At 63.1% G+C, this 23,725-nt stretch carries 23 protein-coding genes and 1 pseudogene; 11 read left to right on the forward strand and 13 right to left on the reverse strand.

Annotation, left to right across the window (positions count from 1 at the left end; genetic code table 11):
* The first annotated feature begins 79 nt into the window (after positions 1-79).
* Entirely contained in the window at positions 80-463 is a 384-nt protein-coding gene (locus tag CJU94_RS02770; RefSeq protein ID WP_095417456.1) for a VOC family protein, read from the forward strand.
* A 64-nt stretch (positions 464-527) separates the two neighbouring features.
* Positions 528-1,268 carry a helix-turn-helix transcriptional regulator gene (locus tag CJU94_RS02775; RefSeq protein ID WP_095417457.1) on the forward strand — a complete coding sequence of 247 codons (741 nt, stop codon included), beginning with the start codon at positions 528-530 and terminating at the stop codon, positions 1,266-1,268.
* Positions 1,269-1,319: 51 nt separating this feature from the next.
* On the opposite strand, the gene CJU94_RS02780 is transcribed toward CJU94_RS02775, so the two are convergent.
* Genes CJU94_RS02780 through CJU94_RS02790 form a run of 3 tightly spaced genes read right to left on the reverse strand, consistent with a single transcriptional unit; the run spans position 1,320 to position 4,261 of the window.
* Positions 1,320-2,774 carry an NAD(P)(+) transhydrogenase (Re/Si-specific) subunit beta gene (locus CJU94_RS02780; RefSeq protein WP_095417458.1) on the reverse strand — a complete coding sequence of 485 codons (1,455 nt, stop codon included), beginning with the start codon at positions 2,772-2,774 and terminating at the stop codon, positions 1,320-1,322.
* Complete coding sequence (locus CJU94_RS02785; RefSeq protein WP_007179302.1) at positions 2,774-3,106, reverse strand: NAD(P) transhydrogenase subunit alpha part 2; 333 nt, start codon at positions 3,104-3,106, stop codon at positions 2,774-2,776. The genes CJU94_RS02780 and CJU94_RS02785 overlap by 1 nt, the downstream gene beginning before the upstream one ends.
* A 12-nt stretch (positions 3,107-3,118) precedes the next feature.
* Complete coding sequence (locus CJU94_RS02790; protein WP_095417459.1) at positions 3,119-4,261, reverse strand: Re/Si-specific NAD(P)(+) transhydrogenase subunit alpha; 1,143 nt, start codon at positions 4,259-4,261, stop codon at positions 3,119-3,121.
* A 277-nt stretch (positions 4,262-4,538) separates the two neighbouring features.
* On the opposite strand from CJU94_RS02790, the gene CJU94_RS02795 reads away from it, so the two are divergent.
* The 3 genes from CJU94_RS02795 (at position 4,539) to CJU94_RS02805 (ending at position 8,081) form a co-directional block, all read left to right on the forward strand.
* Positions 4,539-5,042, forward strand: coding sequence for an NUDIX hydrolase (locus CJU94_RS02795; RefSeq protein ID WP_095417460.1), 504 nt, complete (start codon positions 4,539-4,541; stop codon positions 5,040-5,042).
* A 69-nt stretch (positions 5,043-5,111) separates the two neighbouring features.
* The gene (gene mnmA / locus CJU94_RS02800) at positions 5,112-6,257 is read left to right on the forward strand and encodes a tRNA 2-thiouridine(34) synthase MnmA (protein WP_095417461.1); all 1,146 of its coding nucleotides are present in this window, start codon (positions 5,112-5,114) and stop codon (positions 6,255-6,257) included.
* A gap of 213 nt (positions 6,258-6,470) precedes the next feature.
* A complete protein-coding gene (locus CJU94_RS02805; protein WP_007179306.1) occupies positions 6,471-8,081 on the forward strand; it encodes an FMN-binding glutamate synthase family protein in 1,611 nt (536 codons plus the stop codon).
* Positions 8,082-8,361: 280 nt separating this feature from the next.
* On the opposite strand, the gene CJU94_RS02810 is transcribed toward CJU94_RS02805, so the two are convergent.
* The 4 genes and pseudogenes from CJU94_RS02810 to CJU94_RS02820 all read right to left on the reverse strand — a co-directional run bounded on the left by CJU94_RS02810 (position 8,362) and on the right by CJU94_RS02820 (position 11,041).
* Positions 8,362-8,601 (reverse strand): hypothetical protein, encoded by a 240-nt coding sequence (locus CJU94_RS02810; RefSeq protein ID WP_095417462.1) that lies wholly within the window; start codon positions 8,599-8,601, stop codon positions 8,362-8,364.
* 88 nt (positions 8,602-8,689) lie between these two features.
* Positions 8,690-9,802, reverse strand: coding sequence for a hypothetical protein (locus CJU94_RS02815; protein ID WP_244220910.1), 1,113 nt, complete (start codon positions 9,800-9,802; stop codon positions 8,690-8,692).
* Positions 9,803-10,096: 294 nt separating this feature from the next.
* A pseudogene (locus tag CJU94_RS42685) lies at positions 10,097-10,252 on the reverse strand (DUF6531 domain-containing protein); the annotation flags it as partial.
* 57 nt (positions 10,253-10,309) lie between these two features.
* Entirely contained in the window at positions 10,310-11,041 is a 732-nt protein-coding gene (locus CJU94_RS02820) for a DUF6531 domain-containing protein (protein WP_157763712.1), read from the reverse strand.
* A gap of 458 nt (positions 11,042-11,499) precedes the next feature.
* Here CJU94_RS02820 and glyQ point away from each other — a divergent pair, with 458 nt between their 5' ends.
* The 5 genes from glyQ to CJU94_RS02845 are packed head-to-tail and all read left to right on the forward strand — an operon-like array spanning position 11,500 to position 16,933.
* Positions 11,500-12,507, forward strand: a complete 1,008-nt coding sequence (glyQ, locus tag CJU94_RS02825) for a glycine--tRNA ligase subunit alpha (RefSeq protein WP_011486812.1) — start codon at positions 11,500-11,502, stop codon at positions 12,505-12,507.
* 15 nt (positions 12,508-12,522) lie between these two features.
* The gene (gene glyS, locus CJU94_RS02830; protein WP_095417464.1) at positions 12,523-14,622 is read left to right on the forward strand and encodes a glycine--tRNA ligase subunit beta; all 2,100 of its coding nucleotides are present in this window, start codon (positions 12,523-12,525) and stop codon (positions 14,620-14,622) included.
* A 10-nt stretch (positions 14,623-14,632) separates the two neighbouring features.
* Positions 14,633-15,187 carry a D-glycero-beta-D-manno-heptose 1,7-bisphosphate 7-phosphatase gene (gene gmhB / locus CJU94_RS02835; RefSeq protein WP_095417465.1) on the forward strand — a complete coding sequence of 185 codons (555 nt, stop codon included), beginning with the start codon at positions 14,633-14,635 and terminating at the stop codon, positions 15,185-15,187.
* Between the two features lie 40 nt (positions 15,188-15,227).
* Positions 15,228-15,986, forward strand: coding sequence for a lysophospholipid acyltransferase family protein (locus CJU94_RS02840; protein ID WP_095417466.1), 759 nt, complete (start codon positions 15,228-15,230; stop codon positions 15,984-15,986).
* Between the two features lie 44 nt (positions 15,987-16,030).
* Positions 16,031-16,933, forward strand: a complete 903-nt coding sequence (locus CJU94_RS02845; RefSeq protein WP_095417467.1) for a M48 family metallopeptidase — start codon at positions 16,031-16,033, stop codon at positions 16,931-16,933.
* 88 nt (positions 16,934-17,021) lie between these two features.
* Here the strand turns inward: CJU94_RS02845 and CJU94_RS02850 are convergent, their stop codons facing one another.
* The 3 genes from CJU94_RS02850 to CJU94_RS02860 form a co-directional block, all read right to left on the reverse strand.
* On the reverse strand, positions 17,022-17,420 hold the full coding sequence (locus CJU94_RS02850; protein WP_095417468.1) for a hypothetical protein: 399 nt from the start codon (positions 17,418-17,420) through the stop codon (positions 17,022-17,024).
* 27 nt (positions 17,421-17,447) lie between these two features.
* A complete protein-coding gene (gene gloA / locus CJU94_RS02855; RefSeq protein ID WP_095417469.1) occupies positions 17,448-17,834 on the reverse strand; it encodes a lactoylglutathione lyase in 387 nt (128 codons plus the stop codon).
* A gap of 87 nt (positions 17,835-17,921) precedes the next feature.
* Positions 17,922-19,043: a porin gene (locus tag CJU94_RS02860; RefSeq protein ID WP_095417470.1), complete on the reverse strand. Its 1,122-nt coding sequence runs from the start codon at positions 19,041-19,043 to the stop codon at positions 17,922-17,924.
* Positions 19,044-19,392: 349 nt separating this feature from the next.
* Here CJU94_RS02860 and CJU94_RS02865 point away from each other — a divergent pair, with 349 nt between their 5' ends.
* Positions 19,393-20,328 (forward strand): DMT family transporter, encoded by a 936-nt coding sequence (locus CJU94_RS02865; protein ID WP_095417471.1) that lies wholly within the window; start codon positions 19,393-19,395, stop codon positions 20,326-20,328.
* A gap of 24 nt (positions 20,329-20,352) precedes the next feature.
* On the opposite strand, the gene rsmA is transcribed toward CJU94_RS02865, so the two are convergent.
* From rsmA to CJU94_RS02880, 3 genes are all read right to left on the reverse strand, one after another.
* Positions 20,353-21,183, reverse strand: coding sequence for a 16S rRNA (adenine(1518)-N(6)/adenine(1519)-N(6))-dimethyltransferase RsmA (gene rsmA, locus CJU94_RS02870; protein ID WP_095417472.1), 831 nt, complete (start codon positions 21,181-21,183; stop codon positions 20,353-20,355).
* Between the two features lie 158 nt (positions 21,184-21,341).
* Entirely contained in the window at positions 21,342-22,352 is a 1,011-nt protein-coding gene (gene pdxA / locus CJU94_RS02875; protein ID WP_095417473.1) for a 4-hydroxythreonine-4-phosphate dehydrogenase PdxA, read from the reverse strand.
* A 5-nt stretch (positions 22,353-22,357) separates the two neighbouring features.
* Positions 22,358-23,722 carry a peptidylprolyl isomerase gene (locus CJU94_RS02880; RefSeq protein WP_095417474.1) on the reverse strand — a complete coding sequence of 455 codons (1,365 nt, stop codon included), beginning with the start codon at positions 23,720-23,722 and terminating at the stop codon, positions 22,358-22,360.
* Positions 23,723-23,725: the final 3 nt, after the last annotated feature.

Raw genomic sequence — 23,725 nt, forward strand, 5'->3', positions numbered from 1 at the left:
GTCAGTAGCACCCCCGCACACTCCTTCTCACGCCATCCGGCGCTTTGCACGGCTTACCCGCCCTACACAGGAGAGTGACATGTCCGCAGCATCCAAAGTTGTTGCCTGGTTCGAGATTCCGTCCGTCGATTTCGATCGCGCCGTGCGTTTCTACGAAACCGCGCTCGACGTCAAACTGAACGTGCAGGACATCGGCGGCCAGCCGATCGCCGTGTTCGCCTACGAAGAACCGGCCACCGGCGGCGCGATCGTCCACAGCCCGTCGACGACGCCGACCGGCGACGGCGTGCTGGTCTACCTGAACGCGCAACCGACGGTGGACGCCACCCTCGCGCGCATCGAGAAAGCCGGCGGCAAAACCGACGGCCCGGTGATCAAGCTGCCGCAGGATATCGGCTATATCGCGTTCTTTACCGATACCGAAGGCAATCGCCTCGGCCTGCACTCGCGGACCAACGCTTAAGCGCCACGACGCGCGTGCGCGGCGGCCAGCAAGCGCCGCGCACGCGCGCTGACCGGAGCGCGGCATGCGGCGCTATCATCGCGGGACTGTCCCTGTCCTCTTCAACACAACGCCCACGATGACGCGCCGTGCCGACCGCCTGTTCCAGATCGCCGAACTGCTGCGCGGACGGCGCCTGACCACCGCGCAGCAACTCGCCGACTGGCTCAATATTTCGCTGCGCACGGTCTATCGCGATGTGCGCGACCTGCAACTGTCAGGGGTGCCGATCGAAGGCGAAGCCGGCATCGGCTACCGGTTGAGCCGCACGGCGAGCTTGCCGCCGCTCACGTTCACCGCTGACGAACTGGCCGCGCTCGCCGCGGGCGCACGCATGCTCGAATCGTGGGGCGGCGCCGGCTTTGCGGGCGGCGCGCGCGGCGCGCTCGCCAAAATCGCCTCGGCCATGCCCGCCGACAAGCGCGCGACGCTGGAAAGGCTGGCGGTCTTCGCGCCGTCGTTTCACATCAAGGGGGATTTTTCCGCGCAACTCGACGCGCTGCATCGCGCGATCGACACACGGCATGTAGTGAGCTTCGCGTATGTCGACGTGAACGGCGCGGCGACCGAGCGCCGGGTCTGGCCGCTTGCGCTCGCCTATTGGGGCGCGCGCTGGACGCTTGGCGCATGGTGTGAATTGCGGAGCGACTTCCGCAATTTCGGACTGGAGAAGATCCAGAATCTTCAGGTGCTCGAACCGTATCCGGATCAGGAAGGCAGGCGGCTCGCAGACCTGTTGCGGCATGTGAATGCGAAGCCGAAGTGACGATCGCGGCTTGCCGTGGCGAGGCAAACCGCGATCTCGTGACAGACAGGTTTACTCGACCGCCTTCACCATGTCTTCGATCACCTTCTTCGCGTCGCCGAACACCATCATCGTCTTGTCCATGTAGAACAGGTCGTTGTCGAGCCCGGCATAGCCCGCCGCCATCGAACGCTTGTTGACGATCACCGTGCGCGCTTTATATGCCTCGATGATCGGCATGCCCGCGATCGGCGACTTCGGATCGTTCTTCGCGGCCGGATTCACCACGTCGTTCGCGCCGAGCACCAGCACCACGTCGACCTGCCCGAATTCGCCGTTGATGTCGTCCATTTCGTAGACCATGTCGTAGGCAACTTCGGCTTCGGCGAGCAGCACGTTCATGTGGCCCGGCATCCGGCCGGCCACCGGGTGAATCGCGTACTTAACCTCGATGCCCTTCTCCACCAGCTTGTCGGTCAGCTCCTTCAGCGCATGCTGCGCGCGCGCCACGGCCAGCCCGTAACCCGGCACGATCACCACGGTTTCGGCATTGCCGAGCATGAAGGCCGCGTCGTCGGCCGAACCGGATTTGACCGGACGCTGCTCGGCCGAGCCGCCCGCCGCCGCCGCGCCCGGCTCGTTACCGAAGCCGCCGAGAATCACGTTGAAGAACGAACGGTTCATCGCCCGGCACATGATGTACGACAGAATCGCGCCGGACGAGCCGACCAGCGAGCCCGCGATAATCAGCATCGGATTGTTCAGCGAGAAGCCGATGCCCGCCGCCGCCCAGCCCGAATACGAGTTCAGCATCGACACCACCACCGGCATGTCCGCGCCGCCGATCGGGATGATGATCAGCACGCCGAGCACGAACGCGATCAGCGTCATGATGATGAACGGCAGCCACGATTGCGTGAGAAAGAAGATCACGCCGAAGCCGAGCATCGCGAGCGCGAGCAGCAGGTTGATCAGATGCTGCCCGGCGTACACGACCGGCGCGCCCTGGAACAGCCGGAACTTGTACTTGCCCGACAGCTTGCCGAACGCGATCACCGAACCGGAGAACGTGATCGCGCCGACGAACGTGCCGATGAACAGCTCGACGCGATTGCCATACGGCAGGAAGCCCGGCGCGGTGTTCTCCGGATCGACCAGACCGAACGCGGACGGCTCCGAGACCACCGCATACGCGATACACACGGCGGCCAGACCGATCAGCGAGTGCATGGCCGCGACCAGTTCCGGCATCTTGGTCATCTCGACGCGCGCGGCGACGAACGCGCCGACCGCGCCGCCGATCACCAGCGCGACCAGCAGCAGACCGAGACCCAGACCGAGATTCGAGCCGAGCCCGTTAGCCTGCTTGACGATCAGCGCGATGGTGGTGAGGATCGCGATCGCCATCCCGGCCATGCCGAAGGTATTGCCGATGCGCGCGGTCTTCGGATTGGACAACCCCTTGAGCGCCTGAATGAAGCAGACCGAAGCGACCAGGTAAAGCAGCGTGACGACGTTCAGACTCATTACGCGTTCTCCTTGGCCGTCTTATCTGCGATCAGCTTCTTCGGCTCTTTCTTGCGGAACATCTCCAGCATTCGCCTCGTCACGAGGAATCCGCCGAACACGTTCACCGCCGCGAGCGCGACGGCGAGCGTGCCGAAGAACTTGCCGGGCGCGCCCAAAGTGAGGCCTGCGGCGAGCATCGCGCCGACGATCACGATCGCCGAGATCGCATTGGTCACGGCCATCAGCGGCGTGTGCAGCGCGGGCGTGACGTTCCAGACCACGTGGTAGCCGACGTAGATCGCCAGCACGAAGATGATGAGATTGATGACGGTGTGGTTGATGACTTCCATCGCCGTTCTCCTTTAGGCCTTGCGCGTGACTTCACCGTCGCGGGCCAGCAGCGTGGCCGCGACGATGTCGTCCGCGAGATCGATGTTCAGGGCGCCTTCCTTCGTGATGATCAGCTTGAGGAAGTCGAGCAGGTTGCGCGCGTAGAGCGAGGACGCGTCGGCGGGCACCATCGAGGCCAGATTCGTATAGCCGACGATCGTCACGCCGTGCCTGATCACCACCTGGTCCGCTTCGGTGAGCGGACAGTTGCCGCCGCGCCGGCCTTCATACTCGGCGCCGCGTCCGGCCGCGAGGTCCACCAGCACGGAGCCCGGTTTCATCGCCTGGACGGTGTCGACCGAGATCAGCGTCGGGGCGGCGCGGCCCGGAATCAGCGCGGTGGAGATCACCACGTCGGCCTGTTTGGCGCGCTCGTGGACCAGTGCCGACTGACGCGTGAGCCACGATGGCGGCATCGGCCGCGCGTAGCCGCCGACGCCTTGTGCGGCTTCGCGCTCCTCATCGGTTTCGTAAGGCACATCGAGAAACTTGGCGCCGAGCGATTCGATCTGCTCCTTCACCGCTGGACGCACGTCCGACGCTTCGATCACGGCGCCTAGACGCTTGGCGGTCGCGATCGCCTGCAAACCGGCCACGCCCGCGCCGAGAATCAGCACGCGCGCCGCTTTCACGGTGCCCGCGGCGGTCATCAGCATCGGCATGAAGCGCGGGTACAGCGTGGCCGCCAGCAACACCGCCTTGTACCCGGCAATGTTCGCCTGCGAGCTCAACACGTCGAGGCTCTGCGCGCGCGTGGTACGCGGCGCGGCTTCGAGCGCGAACGCAGTAATGCCCGCGGCCGCGAGCTTTGATGAGTTTTCGGTATTAAACGGATCGAGCATGCCGGCCAGCGTCGCGCCGCGCTTCAGAAGCGGCAGTTCGGCGTCGGTCGGCGACTGGACCTTGAGGACGAGGTCGGCGCCGAAAGCGGTCGCCGCGTCGACGATTTCCGCGCCGGCGGCCGTAAAGGCATCGTCTGGAAAGCTCGCGCCGGTGCCGGCGCCGCTCTGGATCGTGACCCGGTGGCCCTGGCTCACATACTTCTTGACCGTTTCGGGCGTCGCGGCGACGCGGGTTTCGTGCGCGCGCGTCTCGGCTGGCACTCCGATGTGCATCGTTGTTCCTCCTCGACTTCCTGTTTTACGACAGATCCGCCGACGAGGCACGCCGGCTTGCAAGTGCAACGGCTAACGCCTCACTTTAACCGAAACGGGCGCCGCGTCGAAATCGGGGACAATGCGGGGGCCCTTGGCGGATGCAGGCCGCGTCGTGGCGGGCCGCGGACGGGCAAGACCGGCCGCCGCGCCCGGCCCGCTTCATGGCCCGCTTCCTGGCCCGCTTCCCGGCCCGCTTCCCGGCAGGCGCAGCCCATAAACGGTAAAATGCGCACCCATGAAACCGGAAACCTGGCTGCCGCACGTCACCGTCGCGGCCATCGTCGAGCGTGACGGGCGTTTTCTCGTGGTCGAGGAACATACCGCCGACGGCCTGCGCCTGAATCAACCCGCCGGCCATCTTGAAGCGGGCGAAACGCTGGTCGAAGCGGTGATCCGCGAAACGCTCGAGGAAACCGCCCATCCGTTCACGCCCGAGGCGCTGGTGGGCATGTATATGACCCACTTCGAGCGGGCCGGCGGCGGGCCTGGCAACGAAGGCATGAGCGGAGGTGTCACCTACCTGCGCTTCACCTATTGCGGCGCGGGCGGCGAGCCCGACACGAAGCGCGCGCTCGACCCCGACATCGTCCGCACGTTGTGGATGAGCGCTGACGAATTGCGCGCCTGTCCCGAGCGGCACCGCACGCCGCTCGTCATGCGATGTCTCGACGACTACCTCGCGGGCCGGCGTTTCCCGCTCGACTTCGTGCACACGCATTCGGTCGGGCAAAAACGGTAATTATCGCGGCAGCCGTCACGAGCGGCGACCCACGATCCATGAAGTCATGCAGCACCCAGTGAGCACCTTATGAGCAAGCAGAAAGTCGTAGTAGGCATGTCGGGCGGCGTCGATTCGTCGGTTACCGCGTGGCTGCTGAAGGAACAGGGTTACGACGTGGTCGGCCTGTTCATGAAAAACTGGGAAGACGATGACGACAGCGAGTACTGCTCGACGCGGCAGGACTGGATCGACGTGGTCTCGGTGGCGGACCTGATCGGCATCGACGTGGAAGCGGTCAACTTCGCCTCCGAATACAAGGACCGCGTGTTCGCCGAATTCCTGCGCGAATACTCGGCCGGCCGCACGCCGAATCCGGACGTGCTGTGCAACGCCGAAATCAAGTTCAAGGCGTTCCTCGATCACGCCATGTCGCTCGGCGCGGAAACCATCGCGACCGGCCACTACGCGCGCGTGCGCGAGAACAACGGCCGCTTCGAACTGCTGAAGGCATTCGACCATACGAAAGATCAGTCGTACTTCCTGCACCGGCTGAATCAGGCGCAGTTGTCGAAAACCCTGTTTCCGCTGGGCGAGATTCCAAAAACCAAGGTGCGCGAGATCGCCGAACAGATCGCGCTGCCCAATGCGAAAAAGAAGGATTCGACCGGCATCTGCTTTATCGGCGAACGGCCGTTCCGCGACTTCCTGAACCGCTACCTGCCGACCAGGCCCGGCCCGATGAAGACCACCGAGGGCAAGGTGGTCGGCGAACACATCGGCCTCGCGTTCTATACATTCGGCCAGCGCAAGGGCATCGGTCTGGGCGGCAGCAAGGACGGCAGCGGCGAGCCGTGGTTCGTGGCCGGCAAAGACATCCCGTCGAACACGCTGTACGTCGCGCAAGGCCACGATCATCCGTGGCTGCTCAGCCATACGCTGTCCGCGGGCAACACGAGCTGGGTGGCGGGCGAGCCGCCGGCCGACGGCTTCGCGTGCGGGGCGAAAACCCGTTACCGGCAAGCGGATGCGCCGTGCACGTTCAGTTCGGCGGGGGCCGGCGAAGGCCTCTTCGAGCTGAATTTCGACACGGCCCAATGGGCTGTCACACCAGGGCAATCCGCGGTGCTCTACGATGGCGACGTGTGTCTGGGCGGCGGCATTATCGAACATGCGGTAACCGGCCAGCCGGTGGCACGCCAGCCGCAAAAAGCCGCGCTGCTGAGCGCCCGTTGACCCATGCATTCATTCGTTGAACCATGCCGCGCGGCGCCGTACGCGCCGCATGCTCACGTCTGAACCTGCTCGCGGCATCCATGCGTTCGCGCTTCAAACGGCAGCCCGCTTCACCATGACAAGCAGTCGCCCGATTTCCTCCACGACGGATTCCGCCTGCGCCGGCCGCGCTGGCGATCCCGCCGTGACGATCCTCACTGCACCGGAGTCCCCATGTTTTCTCGACGTTATCTCGCCATGTGGTGCGCGGCCGCGCTGTTCGCGGTCTGTGCGGCGTTCGCCGCCACGCATCACATCTCGTGGTTCTGGATCATCGTGCCGCTCGCGCTCGTCGCGCTCGGGCTGTTCGACCTGACACAGCAGCGTCACGCGATCCTGCGCAACTATCCGCTGTGGGGCCACTTCCGGTTCCTGTTCGAATTCATCCGGCCGGAAATCCGCCAGTATTTCGTTGAAGGCGATACCGACGAAAAACCGTTCTCGCGCGCCCAGCGCAGCATCGTCTATCAGCGCGCGAAGAACGACGTCGACAGCCGCCCGTACGGCACGGAGCTCGACGTCAAGGCCGTTGCGCACGAATGGATCAGCCACTCGCTCGCGCCGACCAGGCTCGATAGTCACGACTTCCGCATCGTCGTCGGACCGGATCGCGCGCAGCCTTATTCGATGTCGATCTTCAACGTCTCGGCAATGAGCTTCGGCTCGCTGTCGGCGAACGCGATCATGGCGCTGAACCTCGGCGCGAAAAAAGGCAACTTCGCGCACGACACCGGCGAAGGCTCGATGTCGAAGTATCACCGCGAGCACGGCGGCGACATCATCTGGGAAATCGCCTCGGGCTACTTCGGCTGCCGCAACGAAGACGGCACCTTCAGCGCGGAGAAGTTCGCGAAGCAGGCCGCCGAGCCGCAAGTGAAGATGATCGAAGTGAAGCTCTCGCAAGGCGCGAAGCCGGGTCACGGCGGTGTCCTGCCGGCCGCCAAGATCACGCCGGAAATCGCCGAGACGCGCGGCGTGCCGATGGGGCGCGACTGCATCTCGCCCGCCACGCACTCGGAGTTCTCCACGCCGCGCGGCCTGCTCGAATTCGTCGACCGTCTGCGCACGCTATCGGGTGGCAAGCCGACCGGGTTCAAGCTGTGTATCGGGCACCCGTGGGAATTTTTCGGCATTGCAAAGGCGATGCTGGAAACGGGCATCCTGCCTGACTTTATCGTGGTGGACGGCGCGGAAGGCGGCACGGGCGCGGCGCCGCTGGAGTTCACGGATCACGTCGGCGTGCCGTTGCAGGAAGGCCTGCTGCTGGTGCACAACACGCTGGTGGGCATCGGCTTGCGGCAACGTATTCGCATTGGCGCGAGCGGCAAGATGATCACCGCGTTCGACATCACCAAAACGCTCGCTATCGGCGCGGACTGGGTCAACGCGGCGCGCGGCTTCATGTTCGCGGTGGGCTGCATTCAGGCGCAGACCTGCCACACCGGGCGCTGCCCGACCGGCGTCGCGACGCAGGACCCGGTGCGCCAGCGCGCCCTGGTGGTTCCCGACAAGGCAGACCGCGTCTTCAATTTCCATCACAACACGCTGCATGCGCTGAAGGAAATCATTCAGGCCGCGGGATTGAAGCATCCGGCGGAACTGCGCGCGCATCACATCGTGCGGCGCGTGTCGTCGCATGAGGTGCAGTTGATGTCGGAGCTGCTGAAGTATCTCGATCCGAACGATCTGCTCAACGGCAATTATCGCTACTCGCTGTTCGAGAAGTACTGGCCGGTGGCGCAAAGCGATTCGTTCTCGCCGAAGGTGGAGTTGGCGGCGACGTGATTCCGCTTGAGAATTCGCCCCATATCTCCATACGGGCACTTTAGCGAACCATATATTTGCACGGTCTTTTCTGCGCCAACCGACGTTCTCCGGCGGCTGGCGGGATCGTATTGACCGGCCTGTCTCAATTCGATCCTGGCCCCTTCGGGGACCAGGACGTCTCGTCATCCTTTTAGCCGGGCAGCTTGTCGGTCCAGCGCGCGCTCCCATCGTAACGGAGGGACCTGCATTGCTCCGGGCGCAAAGGGATCTCATCGCCCCTCACCACGCCTTCCATATCTCAGTCGGTAATTCCGCTTACCCGTTGCCCCTCAGGAATGAGTTCCGGGTGCCGCTTGTATACGGGGATGAGTACCTTTTCGAACACCATGTACATGACCTCTCCCATAGCATGTTTGAAATCTTCAAGCTCTTCATTCGAGCAGTGTGCCTGAACAAAGGCGATCGTCTCGTCTAGTGAACCGTTTATCTTCAACATTCGCTTGCTCACTTCCAGTGCCACTGCTTTATCTTGAAACATACTTTTTCACTCCTTCGGATTCATTCGGCTCGCACTTCACAGCCGGGTACCGTGCTTCCCGGCAAGCAGATGCGGAGCAAGATGCGCTCTAGATTCTCGGACAGCCGCTAAGCTCCGCACAGTCATTGACGCAATTCCAGAACCTGAATCCGAAATCGCCGGTCGGCAATGAACTATTCGAACATTTTGCCCGGCACGTCGCCCTCACGGCATCGCAATTCGAGTCGTCCTTGCATTTTATGTAGCCTGACCCTTGCGCTGCACTACCGGCGAACACCTTTGCATAGAGCGCGCTCCGCTGCGACAGGTTTGGTGTCAGGACCGGAAACGGCAACTGGTTTTGCGCTGCGACCTGAATTTCAACGGGGTTATCCGGGACAGGCTTTCCAGTCTGCGAATTGATATAGAGATTTCGCAGGAATAGCGACCATGCTGGGCGTGCCTGGATGAACCCACATTCTGCACAAACGGTGCCAATGCTCTCAGGCGCATCGGATAAAAGCGATCCCGTCAAACCGGGAAGGGCCGCCGGAGGCCCGACAGGGTCGAGACCCGCCTGGTAGTTATCAAGCCACTTGCCGATGTCTTCGCTACTGATTGCAACCGTTGATCCGCCATCAGTCGATATAGTCCCGTTGCGGGATATCAACTTGCCGTCGGCGGAGTAACCATACTCGACAGTTAGCAAACGGCGTCTGCGACCCGTTGCAATTACCGACTGTTCATCATATGTGAACCGGCTGACGCGACCTCTGAGGTCGTATGCGATACGTGCCTCGCGGTCGTTGCCAGTCTGCCGGGTGACACGGTGTGCGGCGTCCCGATCTTGATCACCAAAGAGCCAGTGGGAAACGATGTTCTGCGCTGTGTTGAGATTCCCAGTGAAATCATAGTCATACCACCAGTCCGCGGTCTTGACGTTGTTGATATAGGTGATCGCCTGAACCAGTCGGTTGAACCGGTCGTATCGGGCGCCGGTGGTTCGCTGTTGCTGGCCGTCCCACGTAGCATCGAACCCGGCCTCCCCAGTCAAATCGTTTGTCAGGCGCTCGCTGTAACCCGTGACGTTGCCGTTGTTGTCATAGACAAATGACAGCAACCGCGCCGGCATGGCGACTGTCGCAGGATGAAGGCTCGTTGCATCGGCGTACCGCACCGAGGTGACCGAGACACCAGAGGAGCTCTTCACCGTCGCTTTCACGGGACGACCTATGCCGTCATATGCGTAGACTGCGTTGCGTGACGGCGTGGCAGTCCCAAGGAGACTGCCAGATGCATCCCACGTCGTTACGCCTGTTATGGAACCGCTGCTGCCGGTTGGGCGAACCTTGTCACCTACTGTCGCAAAAGAAAGCGTCCTCGCGCCGTTGCTATCCGTGACAGTGGTCGCTCCCGATCCATAGGCAAATTGTACGTTCCTTGTTGTGTCGGGATGACCAACAGCTATCGCTCTGCCTTGTGAATCGTATGTCCACGTTGCGATGCGAGAGCCGGTTTCGTCTATGACGCCAGTCAGCGCGCCTTTGAAACGCGAGTCGCCATACACGTACTGCCGTACGTTTCCATCGGGCCAGATGACAGAAGTGAGATTATTGTTTGCGTCGTACTGGTACTGCGTGAAATGGCCCGCAGGGTCAATGAGTCGCGCAATGCGGCCTTTCTCGTCGTATGCGAAACGAAGGGTGAGGTCATAGTCCGCTTTAGTATTTCAGCCGTGCTGCGAAATCGCAACGAGTCGACCTGAACCGTCATAGCTCAACGCTCTGATAAACCCTGTCTTGGTTGCCTCCGATAGCAAAACGCCTTGAGAGGAATACGTCTCAGTGTTTTCGGTCACCAGATCGGTGAGCGCCCAGCCGGCAGCATTCCGGGTAAGTAAGAGGCCGCTAAAACTTTTAGTTCGCCAGACGCCGTCCGCCAAGCCAAACGTTAGCGGCTCGCCGTTCGCACGATATGCGACGATGTTGCCGGAACCGCCCGCCGCCCCCGTGACATTCAACTGCCGTTGCCAACTATGAAACCACATTGACCCGATAGAACTTGCCGTCTTCAGGAAGACAGACGAACGGTATGTGCGTGTGAACGTAACGGGAAGTTCATCGCCGCTGATGAAGTCAGCCTCCACCAATGTAACCGCACCGCTGGCGGCGAACACTGGGTCAGCTACCGGGCACGTATCATCAGGCAGAGTTTCGGTTGAGTTGCACCACTGATCGACCAGAGCAAGGTCATTGATGCAAGCGTAGTTGCCCATACCGCCTGGCGTATTGCTGACCACGTCAAGCTTGCAGGTCCTCGAACCGGGCGTTGCGCCGGATTGCGAATAAAGCGCGAAACAGTCGACCCCGTTTGCGCTAAATGCGCCCATGAGCAGCGTGAACGCCGCCAGCAGTCGCAATGCAACGCCTGCTGTTCCCTTGGTGCTTCCATTGTTTTTCATCGTCGTCCCCATCGGTTATCGGTTGTGCTTGTTTCATGCACAAGCACCCTATAAGGGGCACGGCAACCGGGAAATCCGACGATTCCTAAATTCGCGGCTTCCTTTTAGTGGCGACAACAAGGCCTTACGAACATTCAGATCTTATGTGGGAAACCGCGCATGCACCCGTCAGATATCACCCGATTTCGATAGCGACAACGAGAACGACAAATACAGCAACCCGTGCCTTCCGGTCAGACGAGGGGAAGTGCTGAAAGAGCAACCAGGGACAACCGACTGGACCCAGATCCTGGCCGAATGAAAAAGTGGGCACTCGACGGCTCCCGTCGACCTCATCACCCCGCAAAACGGACACCCCCCTCCCTTTCCGTTAAAATCTCCGGTTTAGCACTTCGCTCCACGGCCACCCCGGCGCGCTTCGGCGTTCACGGCGCGGCCTCATGCCCGAAAGGCACTTCATGCTCACGTTTCAGCAAATCATCCTGACAATGCAGTCCTACTGGGACAAGCAGGGTTGCGCGTTGCTCCAGCCAATCGACATGGAAGTCGGCGCGGGCACGTCCCACGTCCATACTTTCCTGCGCGCGATCGGCCCCGAGCCGTGGCGCGCGGCGTACGTGCAACCGTCGCGCCGTCCGAAAGACGGCCGCTACGGCGAGAATCCGAACCGTCTGCAGCACTACTACCAGTACCAGGTGGTGCTCAAGCCGGCGCCGGAAAATATCCTCGACCTGTACCTCGGTTCGCTCGAAGCCCTCGGCTTCGACCTGAAGCAGAACGACGTGCGCTTCGTCGAAGACGACTGGGAAAACCCCACCCTCGGCGCCTGGGGTCTCGGCTGGGAAGTGTGGCTGAACGGCATGGAAGTGACCCAGTTCACCTACTTCCAGCAGGTTGGCGGTCTGGACTGCAAGCCGGTGCTCGGCGAAATCACGTATGGCCTCGAGCGCCTCGCCATGTATTTGCAGAAGGTAGAAAACGTCTACGACCTGGTCTGGACGGAGTGGGAAGAGCAAGGGCCGAACGGCCCCGAACTGCGTCGCCTGACTTATGGCGACGTCTACCATCAGAACGAAGTCGAACAGTCCGCCTACAACTTCGAGCACGCGAACGTCGAGTTGCTGTTCTCGATCTTCAACAGTTACGAAGCCGAAGCCAAACGCATGATCGAGGCGCAGATCGCGCTGCCCGCCTATGAGCTGGTGCTGAAAGCCGGCCACACGTTCAACCTGCTCGACGCGCGCGGCGCCATTTCGGTCACGGAACGCGCGGCATATATCGGCCGCATTCGCGCGCTGTCGAAGCTGGTCGCCCAGGCCTACTACGATTCGCGCGAGAAGCTCGGATTCCCGATGCTCGGCAATCCGGTGCACGGCGTGCCCGGCCTCACGACTGACGAACAGGACGCCGCCATGCCCGCATGGGCGCCGCCGCTGAAAGTCGAACGCAAGATCGACCAGGACTGACGAGAACATCAAGAAATGACTCAACCCCATCAAGCTACCCTGCTCGTCGAACTGCTGACCGAAGAATTGCCGCCTAAAGCGCTGGCGCGTCTCGGCGACGCCTTCGCGGAAGGCATTGCGCAGCGCCTCGCGGCGCGCGACCTGGTCGAAGGCGAATTGTCGTTCGAACGTTATGCCACGCCGCGCCGCCTCGCCGTCACGATCAGGAACGTGCGCGCGGTCGCGCCGGAAAGACACGTGCGCGAAAAAGTGCTGCCGGTTTCCGTCGCGCTGGATAAGGACGGCCAGCCCACCGCGCCGCTCGCCAAGAAACTCGCCGCGCTCGGTTTCCCCGATTTCTCGGTGAACGACCTGGAGCGCGCACAGGACGGCAAGGCTGAAGCGTTCTTCCTGCGCTATGCTGCGCCCGGCGCCACGCTCGCCGAAGGCCTGCAAGGCGCGCTCGACGAAACGCTGGCCAGGCTGCCCATTCCGAAGGTCATGACGTATCAGCGTCCGGACGGCACCAACGTGCAATTCGTGCGTCCGGCGCATCGCCTCATCGCGCTGCATGGCGAACAGATCGTGGCAGTGAGCGCGCTCGGCATCGACGCCGACGACACCACGCTCGGCCATCGTTTCCTCTCCGAAGGTTTCGTGCAGATCCAGCACGCGGATTCGTACGCCGAGACGCTGCTGCACAAAGGCCGCGTAGTGGCGAATTTCTCCGATCGCAAGGAGACCATCCGCACGCATCTGCTCGCGCAAGCAAACGGCGACCAGGTGGTGATGCCGGAATCGCTGCTGGACGAAGTGACGTCGCTGGTTGAATGGCCGGTGGTCTACGCCTGCCGCTTCGAGGACGAATTCCTGCAAGTGCCGCAGGAATGCCTGATCCTCACCATGCAGACCAACCAGAAATACTTCGCGCTGACCGATGCGAACGGCAAGCTGCGCTCGCGCTTCCTGATCGTGTCGAATATCGAAACGTCCACGCCGGGCGATATCGTGGAAGGCAATGAGCGCGTGGTGCGTCCGCGTCTGGCCGACGCGAAGTTCTTCTTCGAGCAGGACAAGAAGAAGTCGCTCGCCGATCGCGTGCCGCTGCTCGCGAACGTCGTGTATCACAACAAGCTGGGCTCGGCACTGCAACGCGTGGAGCGGGTCGAAGCGCTGGCCGGCGCGATTGCCGGACTGATCGGCGCGGACGTGGCGCTCGCCAGGCGCGCCGCACGTCTGGCCAAGGCCGATCTGATCACCGACATGGTCGGCGAATTCCCCGAGCTGCAAGGCACGATGGGCACCTACTACGCGCGCCACGACGGCGAGCCGGAAGAAGTCGCGCTCGCGTGCTCGGAACACTATCAGCCGCGTTTCTCCGGCGACGCATTGCCCGCTACCGCAACCGGCACTGTCGTCGCGCTGGCCGACAAGCTCGAAACGCTGGTCGGCATCTGGGGCATCGGCCTGCAACCCACCGGCGAGAAAGACCCGTTCGCGTTGCGCCGTCACGCGCTCGGCGTGCTGCGCATTCTCGTCGAGAAGCAACTGCCGGTCGATCTGATCGAACTGCTGCGCACCGCTTACGCACAATTCGCCGCGGTGCCGAACATCGCCGATTCGACGCAAGCGATCTATGAGTTCTGCATGGACCGCCTGCGCGGTCTGCTGCGCGAGCGCGGCTATGCGCCGGGCGAAATCGACGCGGTGCTGGCGCTGAACCCCACGCGCCTGGACGACATCGTCGCGCGTCTGGATGCCGTGCGCGAATTCGCGTCGCTGGCTGAGGCGGCTTCGCTCGCGGCGGCCAACAAGCGCATCTCGAACATTCTGAAGAAGTCGGAACACGCGGCGACCGGCGGCGTACAGGTCGCGCTGCTCGTCGAAGCGGCAGAAAAAGCCCTGCATGCGCAACTCGAACAGGTCGCGCCGCGCGTGCAATCGCAACTGGCCGCGCGCGACTATACGGGTGCGCTGACCGCGCTTGCCGCGTTGCGCGAACCGGTCGACACGTTCTTCAACGACGTGATGGTCAACGCCGAAGATCCGGCGTTGCGCGCCAACCGTCTGGCCTTGCTCGGCGCACTGCATCAGCAGATGAACTGCGTCGCCGACATTTCCCGACTCGCCGCCTGAGCCCCGCGCCATGCCGACCAAAAAAGTGGTGATCCTCGACCGCGACGGCGTGATCAACGTCGACTCCGACGCGTTCATCAAGACGCCGGACGAATGGGTCGCGCTGCCCGGTTCGCTCGAAGCCATCGCGCGTCTGAACCAGGCGGGCTATCGCGTGGCGATCGCGACCAATCAGTCGGGCATCGGCCGCGGTCTGTTCGACATGAACGCGCTCAATGCGATGCATCTGAAGATGCATCGCATGGCGGCCGCGGTCGGCGGGCGCATCGACGCGGTGTTCTTCTGCCCGCACACGGCGGAAGACCATTGCGAGTGCCGCAAGCCGAAGCCCGGCATGCTGAAAATGATCACGGAGCGCTTCGAGGTCGATCCTGAAAATACGCCGGTAGTCGGCGACGCCATGCGCGATCTGCAAGCCGGCGCGGCACTCGGCCATCCGACTCATCTGGTGCTGACCGGCAAGGGGCGCAAAACGCTCGCGGCCGGCGGCTTGCCCGAAGGCACGATCGTGCACGACGATCTGCGTGCCTTCGCGCTCGACTTCCTCGCCGACGCTCAAGAGTGACGCGCGCCATGCGCGTCCCCATCCCTCACTGACCACGCCGATGCGCTTTATCCGTTCTTTGCTTCTGCTGATCTACTTCGTTCTGTTCACGGTGCCGTACGCGACCGCCTGCTTCATCGCATTTCCATTCATGCGCGCCGACAACCGCTACTGGATGGCGGCCGGCTGGTGCCGCGCAACGCTGCATACGGTGCGCTGGCTCAACGGCATCCGCTACCGGATCGAGGGCATGGAGAATCTGCCAGACGGTCCCGCCGTGCTGCTGTCCAAGCATCAATCGGCATGGGAAACGCTGGCGTTTCCGGCGCTCATGCCCAAGCCGCTGTGCTATGTGTTCAAGCGCGAACTGCTGTATGTGCCGTTCTTCGGCTGGGCGCTCGGCATGCTGAAGATGGTTCATATCGATCGCAAGGAAGGCAAGTACGCGTTCGAATCGGTCATCAAGCAAGGCAAAGCGCGCATGGCGGAAGGCGCCTGGGTCATCATGTTTCCGGAAGGCACGCGCACGCCGACCGGCAAACAAGGTAAGTACAAAACCGGCGGTGCGCGTTTCGCGATAGCCACCGGCGCGCCGGTCGTACCGATCGCACACAACGCAGGACGTGTGTGGCCGCGCAACTCGTTTCTCAAATATGCGGGTATAGTCACAGTGTCGATCGGCAAGCCGATCGAGACGACGGGGCTCACGCCCGATGAAGTGAACACGCGCGTCGAACGGTGGATCGAAGCTGAAATGCGTCGCATCGATCCTACCGCGTACCGCGCGGCGGAAAGCAGTTCCGCCGCGGCACCAATCTGACGCGCCCACGCCCTCGAAGGCGTATTTGCGCGAAGCCGAATCCGATGCAGAAGTCTCCTACGTCGCAGCCCGCTGCGGCGCTCGATAACCGGCAGCTCGATCTCCCGCTCTTCGCAGAGCCGGGGTCGACGTCGTCGTCCCCTTCACCTTCGGCACCCACGCCTGGCGCTTTCCAGAGCGCGCCCGAAAGCCAGCAAGCGGCCGTGCCGCTCGCACCGGATGGCAGCAAGCTGCGCAGCCTCGCGATCGGCTCACGCACGCTCCATTACGCCCTCAAGCGTTCGGCGCGCCGCTCGATCGGCTTTGCGATCGACAGCACGGGGCTGACCATCACCGCACCGCGTTGGGTCACGCTCGCCGATATCGAAACCGCGATCACCGAAAAGCAGCGCTGGATTTTCACGAAGCTGATCGAATGGCAGACGCGCGTCGAGCAGCGCGCGTTGCCGAAGGTCGACTGGAAAGATGGCGCTGAAGTGCCCTATCTGGGTCACCCGGTGCGCGTGACGCTCGGCTCGCCGCAAGGCACGGTCGCGTTCAACGCGGACGACGCGGCGTTGCAAGTACCGCTGCCGCTGCAAGCGGACCCGCAGCAGATCAAGGACCGCGTGCAAGGCTGGCTGCAGGGCGAAGCAAAGCGCCTGTTCGGCGAGCGCCTCGCCATTTACGCGGAGAAGCTGGGCGTGAACTACCGCGCGTACGCGCTTTCTTCAGCGGCGACGCGTTGGGGCAGTTGTTCGAGTGACGGCAAGATTCGCCTGAACTGGCGGCTGATTCACTTTCCGCTTTCCATCATCGATTACGTCGTTGCCCACGAACTCGCGCATCTGCGGGAAATGAATCACAGCCCGCGCTTCTGGCAAACCGTCGAATCGATTTTTCCGGAGTTCCGCGAAGCGCGGCAGACGTTGAAGTCGCACCCGCCGGAATTGCTGCCGACGCTTTAAGGTTTTCCATGCGCCTTGAAACCGGCGCTTCAATGTCAAACTGAAGCGCCGGCTTGTCAGACTCCTTTGCTCATTCGGCTCATTCGGCTCATTCGGAGCAGAAGGTTTCCTGCAGATGACGCCACGTTACCTTGCCGTGCGCGTCGAGATCCATCACTGCCGTGGAGCGCCGCACGTTGGCATTGCCGGTGTTGTCGCGCTGATACTCGCGATATTTCACCACCGCGCCTGACGGATACTCGGCGACGATCTCCTTGTCGCGGATGCTGATTTGCGAGCCTGGACGCGCGCCGCGCAGCTTCGAGAATGTTTCGCGCAAGCCGGCGTAATCCAGCGCGATGCCCGAGGTCATGACCAGCGTGAATTGCGGAGCGAAGCGCGCCATGATTCGTTGCAGCGCGCCTTCATCCGCGGAACCGTCGAACAGGGCCTCGATTTCGACGTGGATCTCGTCGAGTTCCTTGAAGTAGGGATTGCTGTTATTCATCGTTCGATCTCGCCCCGCCGCCCTGCTTCATTTCTTCTTCTGGATGAACTCGATCTTGTAGCCGTCCGGATCCGTGACGAAAGCGATCACGGTCGTGCCGTGCTTCATCGGGCCGGCTTCGCGCACGACCGTGCCGCCTTGCGCCTTGATCTTGTCACATGCGGCGTACGCGTCGTCCACTTCGACGGCAAGGTGGCCGAAACCGGTGCCGAGGTCGTAAGAAGGCGTGTCCCAGTTGTGGGTGAGTTCGAGCACGGTGCCGTCGCGCTCATCTTCGTAACCGACGAAGGCCAACGTGAATTTACCGTCCGGATAATCCTCGCGGCGCAGCAGTTTCATGCCGAGCAGTTCGGTGTAAAAGGCAATCGAGCGGTCCAGGTCGCCGACCCGGAGCATGGTGTGAAGCAGGCGCATTGTGCACTCCCTGTTGCGTGATAGCGAGAACGTAAATGTACCCGGAATCCCGCGGCGCTGCAGGGCGCGCCTGACCCAAGCCCGACCTCAGAACTGATGCCGCACGCCCGCCATCAAGCCGATCTGCGTGCCCTTCTGCGCGAGCCCGACGCCGTTGACGCCTTGCAGTTGCGCCCCGATCAGATCGCCGCGATAGATCGAATAGTCGCCTTCCAGATAGATGTCGGTGCGGCGGGACAGGTTGTAGTCGGCAACCAGCTGGTACTGCCAGGCTGAGCCGTCCTGCGCGGCGGTCTTGCCGTCCTGCAGGGTGCGCCAGACGTTCGCGGCGAAGTGCCACTTGTTGCTGACCTGTTGAGTGATGCCGCCCATGATCATGCGGCGCCGCGCAAAGTCCGTGTACTTGAGGGCCGCCAGCGCGGGCGCGGTAAACGGCCCATTGGCGAAATTCGAAAAGCCCGCATCGTTCTGATTGACGATGTAGCCAGCCGAAAAGCGCGTGAGGTTCCAGGTGTACGCACCGCCGAAAGTCCAGGTCTTCGCGGCCGCGCCGTTGACGGAGTCTTTCGACACTTCGTATGCGCCGCCCACGCTTAGCGGGCCGCCCTCCGGCTTATAAGCCGCGGCCGCGCCGATCTGGCTGCCATAGGAATTGCCGGCATTGCCGCCGAATGCATAGCCGGCCGCGAACGTGAAGCCGTTATATCTCGCCTGATATTGCACCTGGTTGCTGGTCCAGATGCCGCCCGTCATCGTCACTTCAGGTTGAAAGCTGAAGTCGTACGGGATCCAGGCATTGCTGCCGTAGCCGGCCACCGTGACGCCTTCGATCACGACGTTGTACTGACGGCCGAGGATGATCTGACCGTATGAATCCGAACGTACACCGACCTGCGCTTCATTGAAGAACGGCAGCGTGGGATCGCTTTGGCCGCTGTTGATATAGATGCGGTTTTCGAGCTTGAAGAAAGCGGACCAGCCGCCGCCCAGATCCTCGACGCCCTTCAGCCCCCAGCGGCTCTGCGTCATGCCGCCGTTGCCGAGTCCGATCGACGAATCGCCGGCCCGGTTGGCATGAGTCAGATAGCGCACGCTCTCATCGACCACACCGTAGAGCGTCACGCTGGATTGCGCGTGCGCCGTCTGGCACACCAACGACGCCAACGCCGCGGGCACCGCGGCCGCCGCCCACCTGCCTACGTTCTTCATCGCTTTTCCTCGTATAGGCTCCGCGTCGCGCGGATGGAGTTCGTCTGCCGTGGCGGACCATCGAGCCCGTCCGGCCCGCTGTCCGTCTGTACTTCGCGTTCTTCGTACTGAGAAGCCTTGCGCCGCACAGGATGCGGCCGGTGAGAATGTCCTGACAAAACGTTAGTGGCTGAACCTTAGCGCGAAACGGTAACGGTGCGAAATTAGTCTGAGGTCGGTGTTGCGCGGGTGTCGTGAAATCAGCAAAAAGCTTGCGGCGTGTAAGAAGCACGCGTAGGCGGTGGGGTCATCGGTCGGCGTGACGGCGAGGTTTGCTATCGTACGAGCTATTCCCGCCTCCACTCAGCTCATGAGCACCACCTCCCTGCCCGCACGCCGCGCCCCGGATAGCTTCGCCATCCTCTTGATGATCGGCCTGTGCGCGATCTGGGGTCTTCAACAAGTCGCGATCAAGAGCACCAACGTGGCGCTGCCGCCGGTTTTTCAGGCCGGCCTGCGCTCGGCGATCGCGGCGGTGCTGGTATGGGGCTGGGCGCGCTCACGCGGCACACCGCTCTTTCGCGACGACGGCACCCTGGGCGCCGGCGTGCTCGCGGGCGTGCTGTTCGCCAGCGAGTTCGTGTGCATTTTTCTGGGCCTGACGTTGACCAGCGCGTCGCGCATGGCGGTCTTTCTGTACACCGCGCCGTGCTTCACGGCGCTCGGCCTGCACTGGTTCGTCGCCGGCGAGCGCATGCGGCGGATTCAGTGGCTCGGTATCTTCGTGGCGTTCATGGGGATGGCGCTCGCCTTTGCGGATGGTTTCCTGCATGGCCACGCCGCAAGCAGCTCGATGCTGACAGGTGTCGCCGGTGACGCGCTCGGCGTGCTGGCCGGCATTGCGTGGGCCGCCACGACCGTGGTGGTGCGCGCCACGCGCCTCGCCCACTCGAGCGCGAGCAAGACGTTGTTCTATCAACTGACGGTGTCGGCGGTGGTCCTGCTCACGCTTGCATTCGGACTCGGCCAGGCGCGCGTGGAGACCGTCACGCCGCTGGCGGTGGTGAGCCTCGCGTATCAAGCCGTGATCGTGGCGTTCGTCAGCTATCTGGTGTGGTTCTGGTTGCTGACGCGCTATATCGCGTCGCGCCTGTCGGTATTCTCGTTTCTCACGCCGCTGTTCGGCGTGAGCTTCGGCGTGCTGCTGCTCGGCGAGTCGTTCAGTCTGCGTTTTCTGATGGCCGCGGTGCTGGTGCTGACGGGCATCGCGCTGGTCAACGCGCCGGCAAAGCGCGTGAGCACCTAGGAATCTGGCTCACAGGCGTTGGGCTCAGGCCTTGCCCGCCACGATCTGCGCGACGCGCACGTATTCGGCCACCGGCACGTCTTCGGCGCGGCGCTGCAGATCGAAGCCGAGCCCTTCGAAATCCACCGAATCGCGATACGCGGCCAGCGTGTTGCGTAGCATCTTCCGGCGCTGCGAAAACGCCGCTGTCACCACTTCACCGAGCACGCGCTCGTCGACGGGCGGCAGTTCATGCAACTCGTACGGGATCATCCGCACGATCGCCGAATCGACTTTCGGCGGCGGCTGGAACGCTTCGGGCGGCACGTCGAGCTGCTTGTCGATCACGTAACGGTATTGCAGCATCACCGAGAGTCGGCTGAACGCCTTGGTGCCCGGCTCCGCCACCATCCGCTCGACCACTTCGTTCTGCAACATGAAGTGCTGGTCGATCACGCGATGCGCGAACGCCGTCAGATGAAACAGCAGCGGGCTCGAAATGTTGTACGGCAGGTTGCCGACAATACGCAGCGACGCCTTCTCGCCAGGCGCGGCCAGCGAGCCGAAGTCGAACGCGAGCGCGTCGCCCGCATGCAGTTCGAGCAGGTCGCCGAATTTCGTCTTCAGACGGCCGATCAGGTCGCGATCCAGTTCCACGGCGTGCAAGGGCGCGTCAGGCGTCGCCAGACGCTCGATCAACGGTTCGGTGAGCGCGCCGAGGCCCGGCCCGATCTCGACCATGCGCTCGCCGCGCTGCGGCCGGATGACGTCGACGATCGAATCGATCACGCCCATGTCGACCAGAAAGTTCTGACCGAAACGCTTGCGCGCGATATGACCTTGGTGCCGGCCCTGTTGCTGTCTGCTGGTGGACATCGAAGAAACGCTAAGAAAGAGAACTGCTTAAGAATAGGAGCTTGCTGACCGATGCGCTTTGTCGCGCCCGCTCGCCGAGCCGCACGTGCCGTGCAGCGGCAGCATACATGGTAAAAAACGCGCAAAGAGCGCGCACGAAGCCGTGTGTCGCCCTCGGCTCAGCCCGGGCGGCGGTGCTGCGCCATCGACACCGCCGTCTCGATTGCGGCGATCAGGCTGCCCGCGTCGGCGCGGCCGGTGCCGGCCAGATCCAGCGCGGTACCGTGATCGACCGAGGTGCGGATGATCGGCAAACCGAGCGTGATATTGATGCCTTCGCCGAACGTGGCGTACTTCAATACCGGCAGGCCCTGGTCGTGAAACATGGCCAGCACGCAGTCGGCCTGCTCGAGATAACGCGGCTGGAAAAGCGTGTCAGCCGGGTACGGACCGCGCGCGTCGATGCCTTGCTCGTCCGCGAGCTTCAGCGCCGGAGTGATGACCTCGATTTCCTCGCGCCCGAGATAACCGTTTTCGCCCGCGTGCGGATTCAAGCCCGTCACGAGAATGCGCGGCGCCGGCAAACCGAAGTGATGCCGCAAATCGTGATCGATAATGCGCAGCGTCTCGAGAATGCTTTCGATGGACAACGCGGCGGACACATCCTTGAGCGGCAGATGCGTGGTGGCCAGCGCGACACGCAACGGGCGCTTGCCGGTGCCGGCCAGCATCATCACCACACGCGGCGTGTGGGTGCGCTCGGCCAGATACTCCGTGTGGCCGGTGAACGGCACGCCGGCATCGTTGATGGTGCTCTTTTGCAGCGGCGCGGTCACGATCGCGTCGAAGGTGCCGGCCAGCGCGCCGTCTATCGCGCTGTCGAGCAGATCGAGCACGTAGCGGCCGTTGGCCGCGTCCAGCTTGCCCGCTACAGCAGGCGCCGCAAGCGGCCGGTGCAGCACACGCACGCGCTTGCCATCGGCCACCAGCGCACTCCAGTCGACACCCACGGCGCGCGCGCGTTCGGCAAGCAGGTCCGCGTCGCCGAGCACGGTGAACTGTGCGTTGGGCCAATGCGCCGCCGCGCCGGCGAGCGCCTGCGCCGTCAGCTCGGGGCCGACGCCGGCGGGCTCGCCGGTCGTGATCGCGATCTGCAACGGTGGGCGGGCGGACTGGGCGGCGGTTGTCATGACGTTTATTGCGTGCTCGACAGGGTGGGCTTCACTTCCACATACGCGGTGTCGCGCAGTGCGCGCAGCCAGTCGGCGTAGGCCTGTTCCGCCTTGCGCTGACCGATGGCCTGGCGCGCCAGATCCATCTGCTGGGCGACCGAGCCTTCGGATTCGCGGCGGCCCAGCACCTGAATCAGATGGTAGCCGTATTCGCTGCGAACCGGGTCGCTGATCTGGCCGTCCTGCAGGCTGTTCATGGCACGCTCGAATTCCGGCACCGTCTCGCCCGGGCTGATCCAGCCGAGGTCGCCGCCCTGCGACGACGAGCCGTCCTGCGAGTAGGTGTGCGCGAATTTGGCGAAGTCGCCGCCCGAGGCAATCTGGTTCTTGATTTCGAGCAGCTTCTGACGCGCTTGCGGCTCCGACATGCCGTCGCCGACGCGCAGCAGAATGTGGCGCACATGCGTTTGCACGAGCTTCGGCGCATCCGAGCTGGTGCCCTGCCCCGCGCGGCGATCGACCAGGCGCACGATTTCGAAACCGTCGTTGGTGCGGATCAGATCCGGATTGACTTCGCCCGGGCGCAGCGTCGAGGCGGCCTTGACGAATTCAGGCGGCAGCTTGGCCGGCGCAAGGAAACCCGAATCGCCGCCTTTCGATGCGTCCGGCGCCTGCGAATTGGACTTCGCCAGCTTTTCGAAGTTGGCGCCGCCCTTGGCTTCGGCGAGCAGGGCCTGAGCCTTCTTCTGCGCCGCTTCGATATCGGTCTCCGGCGCGTTCAGCGGCGCCTTGATGAAAATGTGCTGCAGATGCAGGTCGCTCGTCAGGCCGGCGTTCGGCCCGCGCTGACTGGCGATGTAGTTCGCGACCTCGGCGTCCGAGACCGTGACCTTGCTGTCCACTTCCTTCTCGCGCAGGCGCGAGAGCGTGAGTTCGGTTCGCGCGTCACCGGTGAAGGTGCTCCAGGGCACGCCTTGCGCCTCGATCCGCGAGCGGTACACGTCGAGCGTCAGGTTGTTCGCCGCCGCAAGCCGTTCAAGCGTTCTTTGCACGGTGGCGTCGTCGATATTGATACCGTCTTCTTTCGCCTTCTGCAACTGAATGCGTTCCAGCACCATCTGGTTGAGCACCTGCTGGCGCAGCTGGTCCGCCGGCGGGACCGGCGCGTTCTGCTGATTCAGGCGGCGGGTGATCAGGCCCATGCGTTCGTCGAGTTCGCGCCGCGTGATGACACCGTTGTTGACCACTGCGGCAATGGTGTCGACCGTCTGGCCGCTATTGCCGCCCAGCGCCTGCGCCTGCACCGGCGCAGCAACCGACAGGAAAGACGCCACGGCGGCAAGACCGGCCGCAAGCGTTGCCAAGCGAAGCTTTTTCATGATTGCCACAGA

The organism is Paraburkholderia aromaticivorans, from assembly GCF_002278075.1.
GTDB lineage: Bacteria > Pseudomonadota > Gammaproteobacteria > Burkholderiales > Burkholderiaceae > Paraburkholderia > Paraburkholderia aromaticivorans.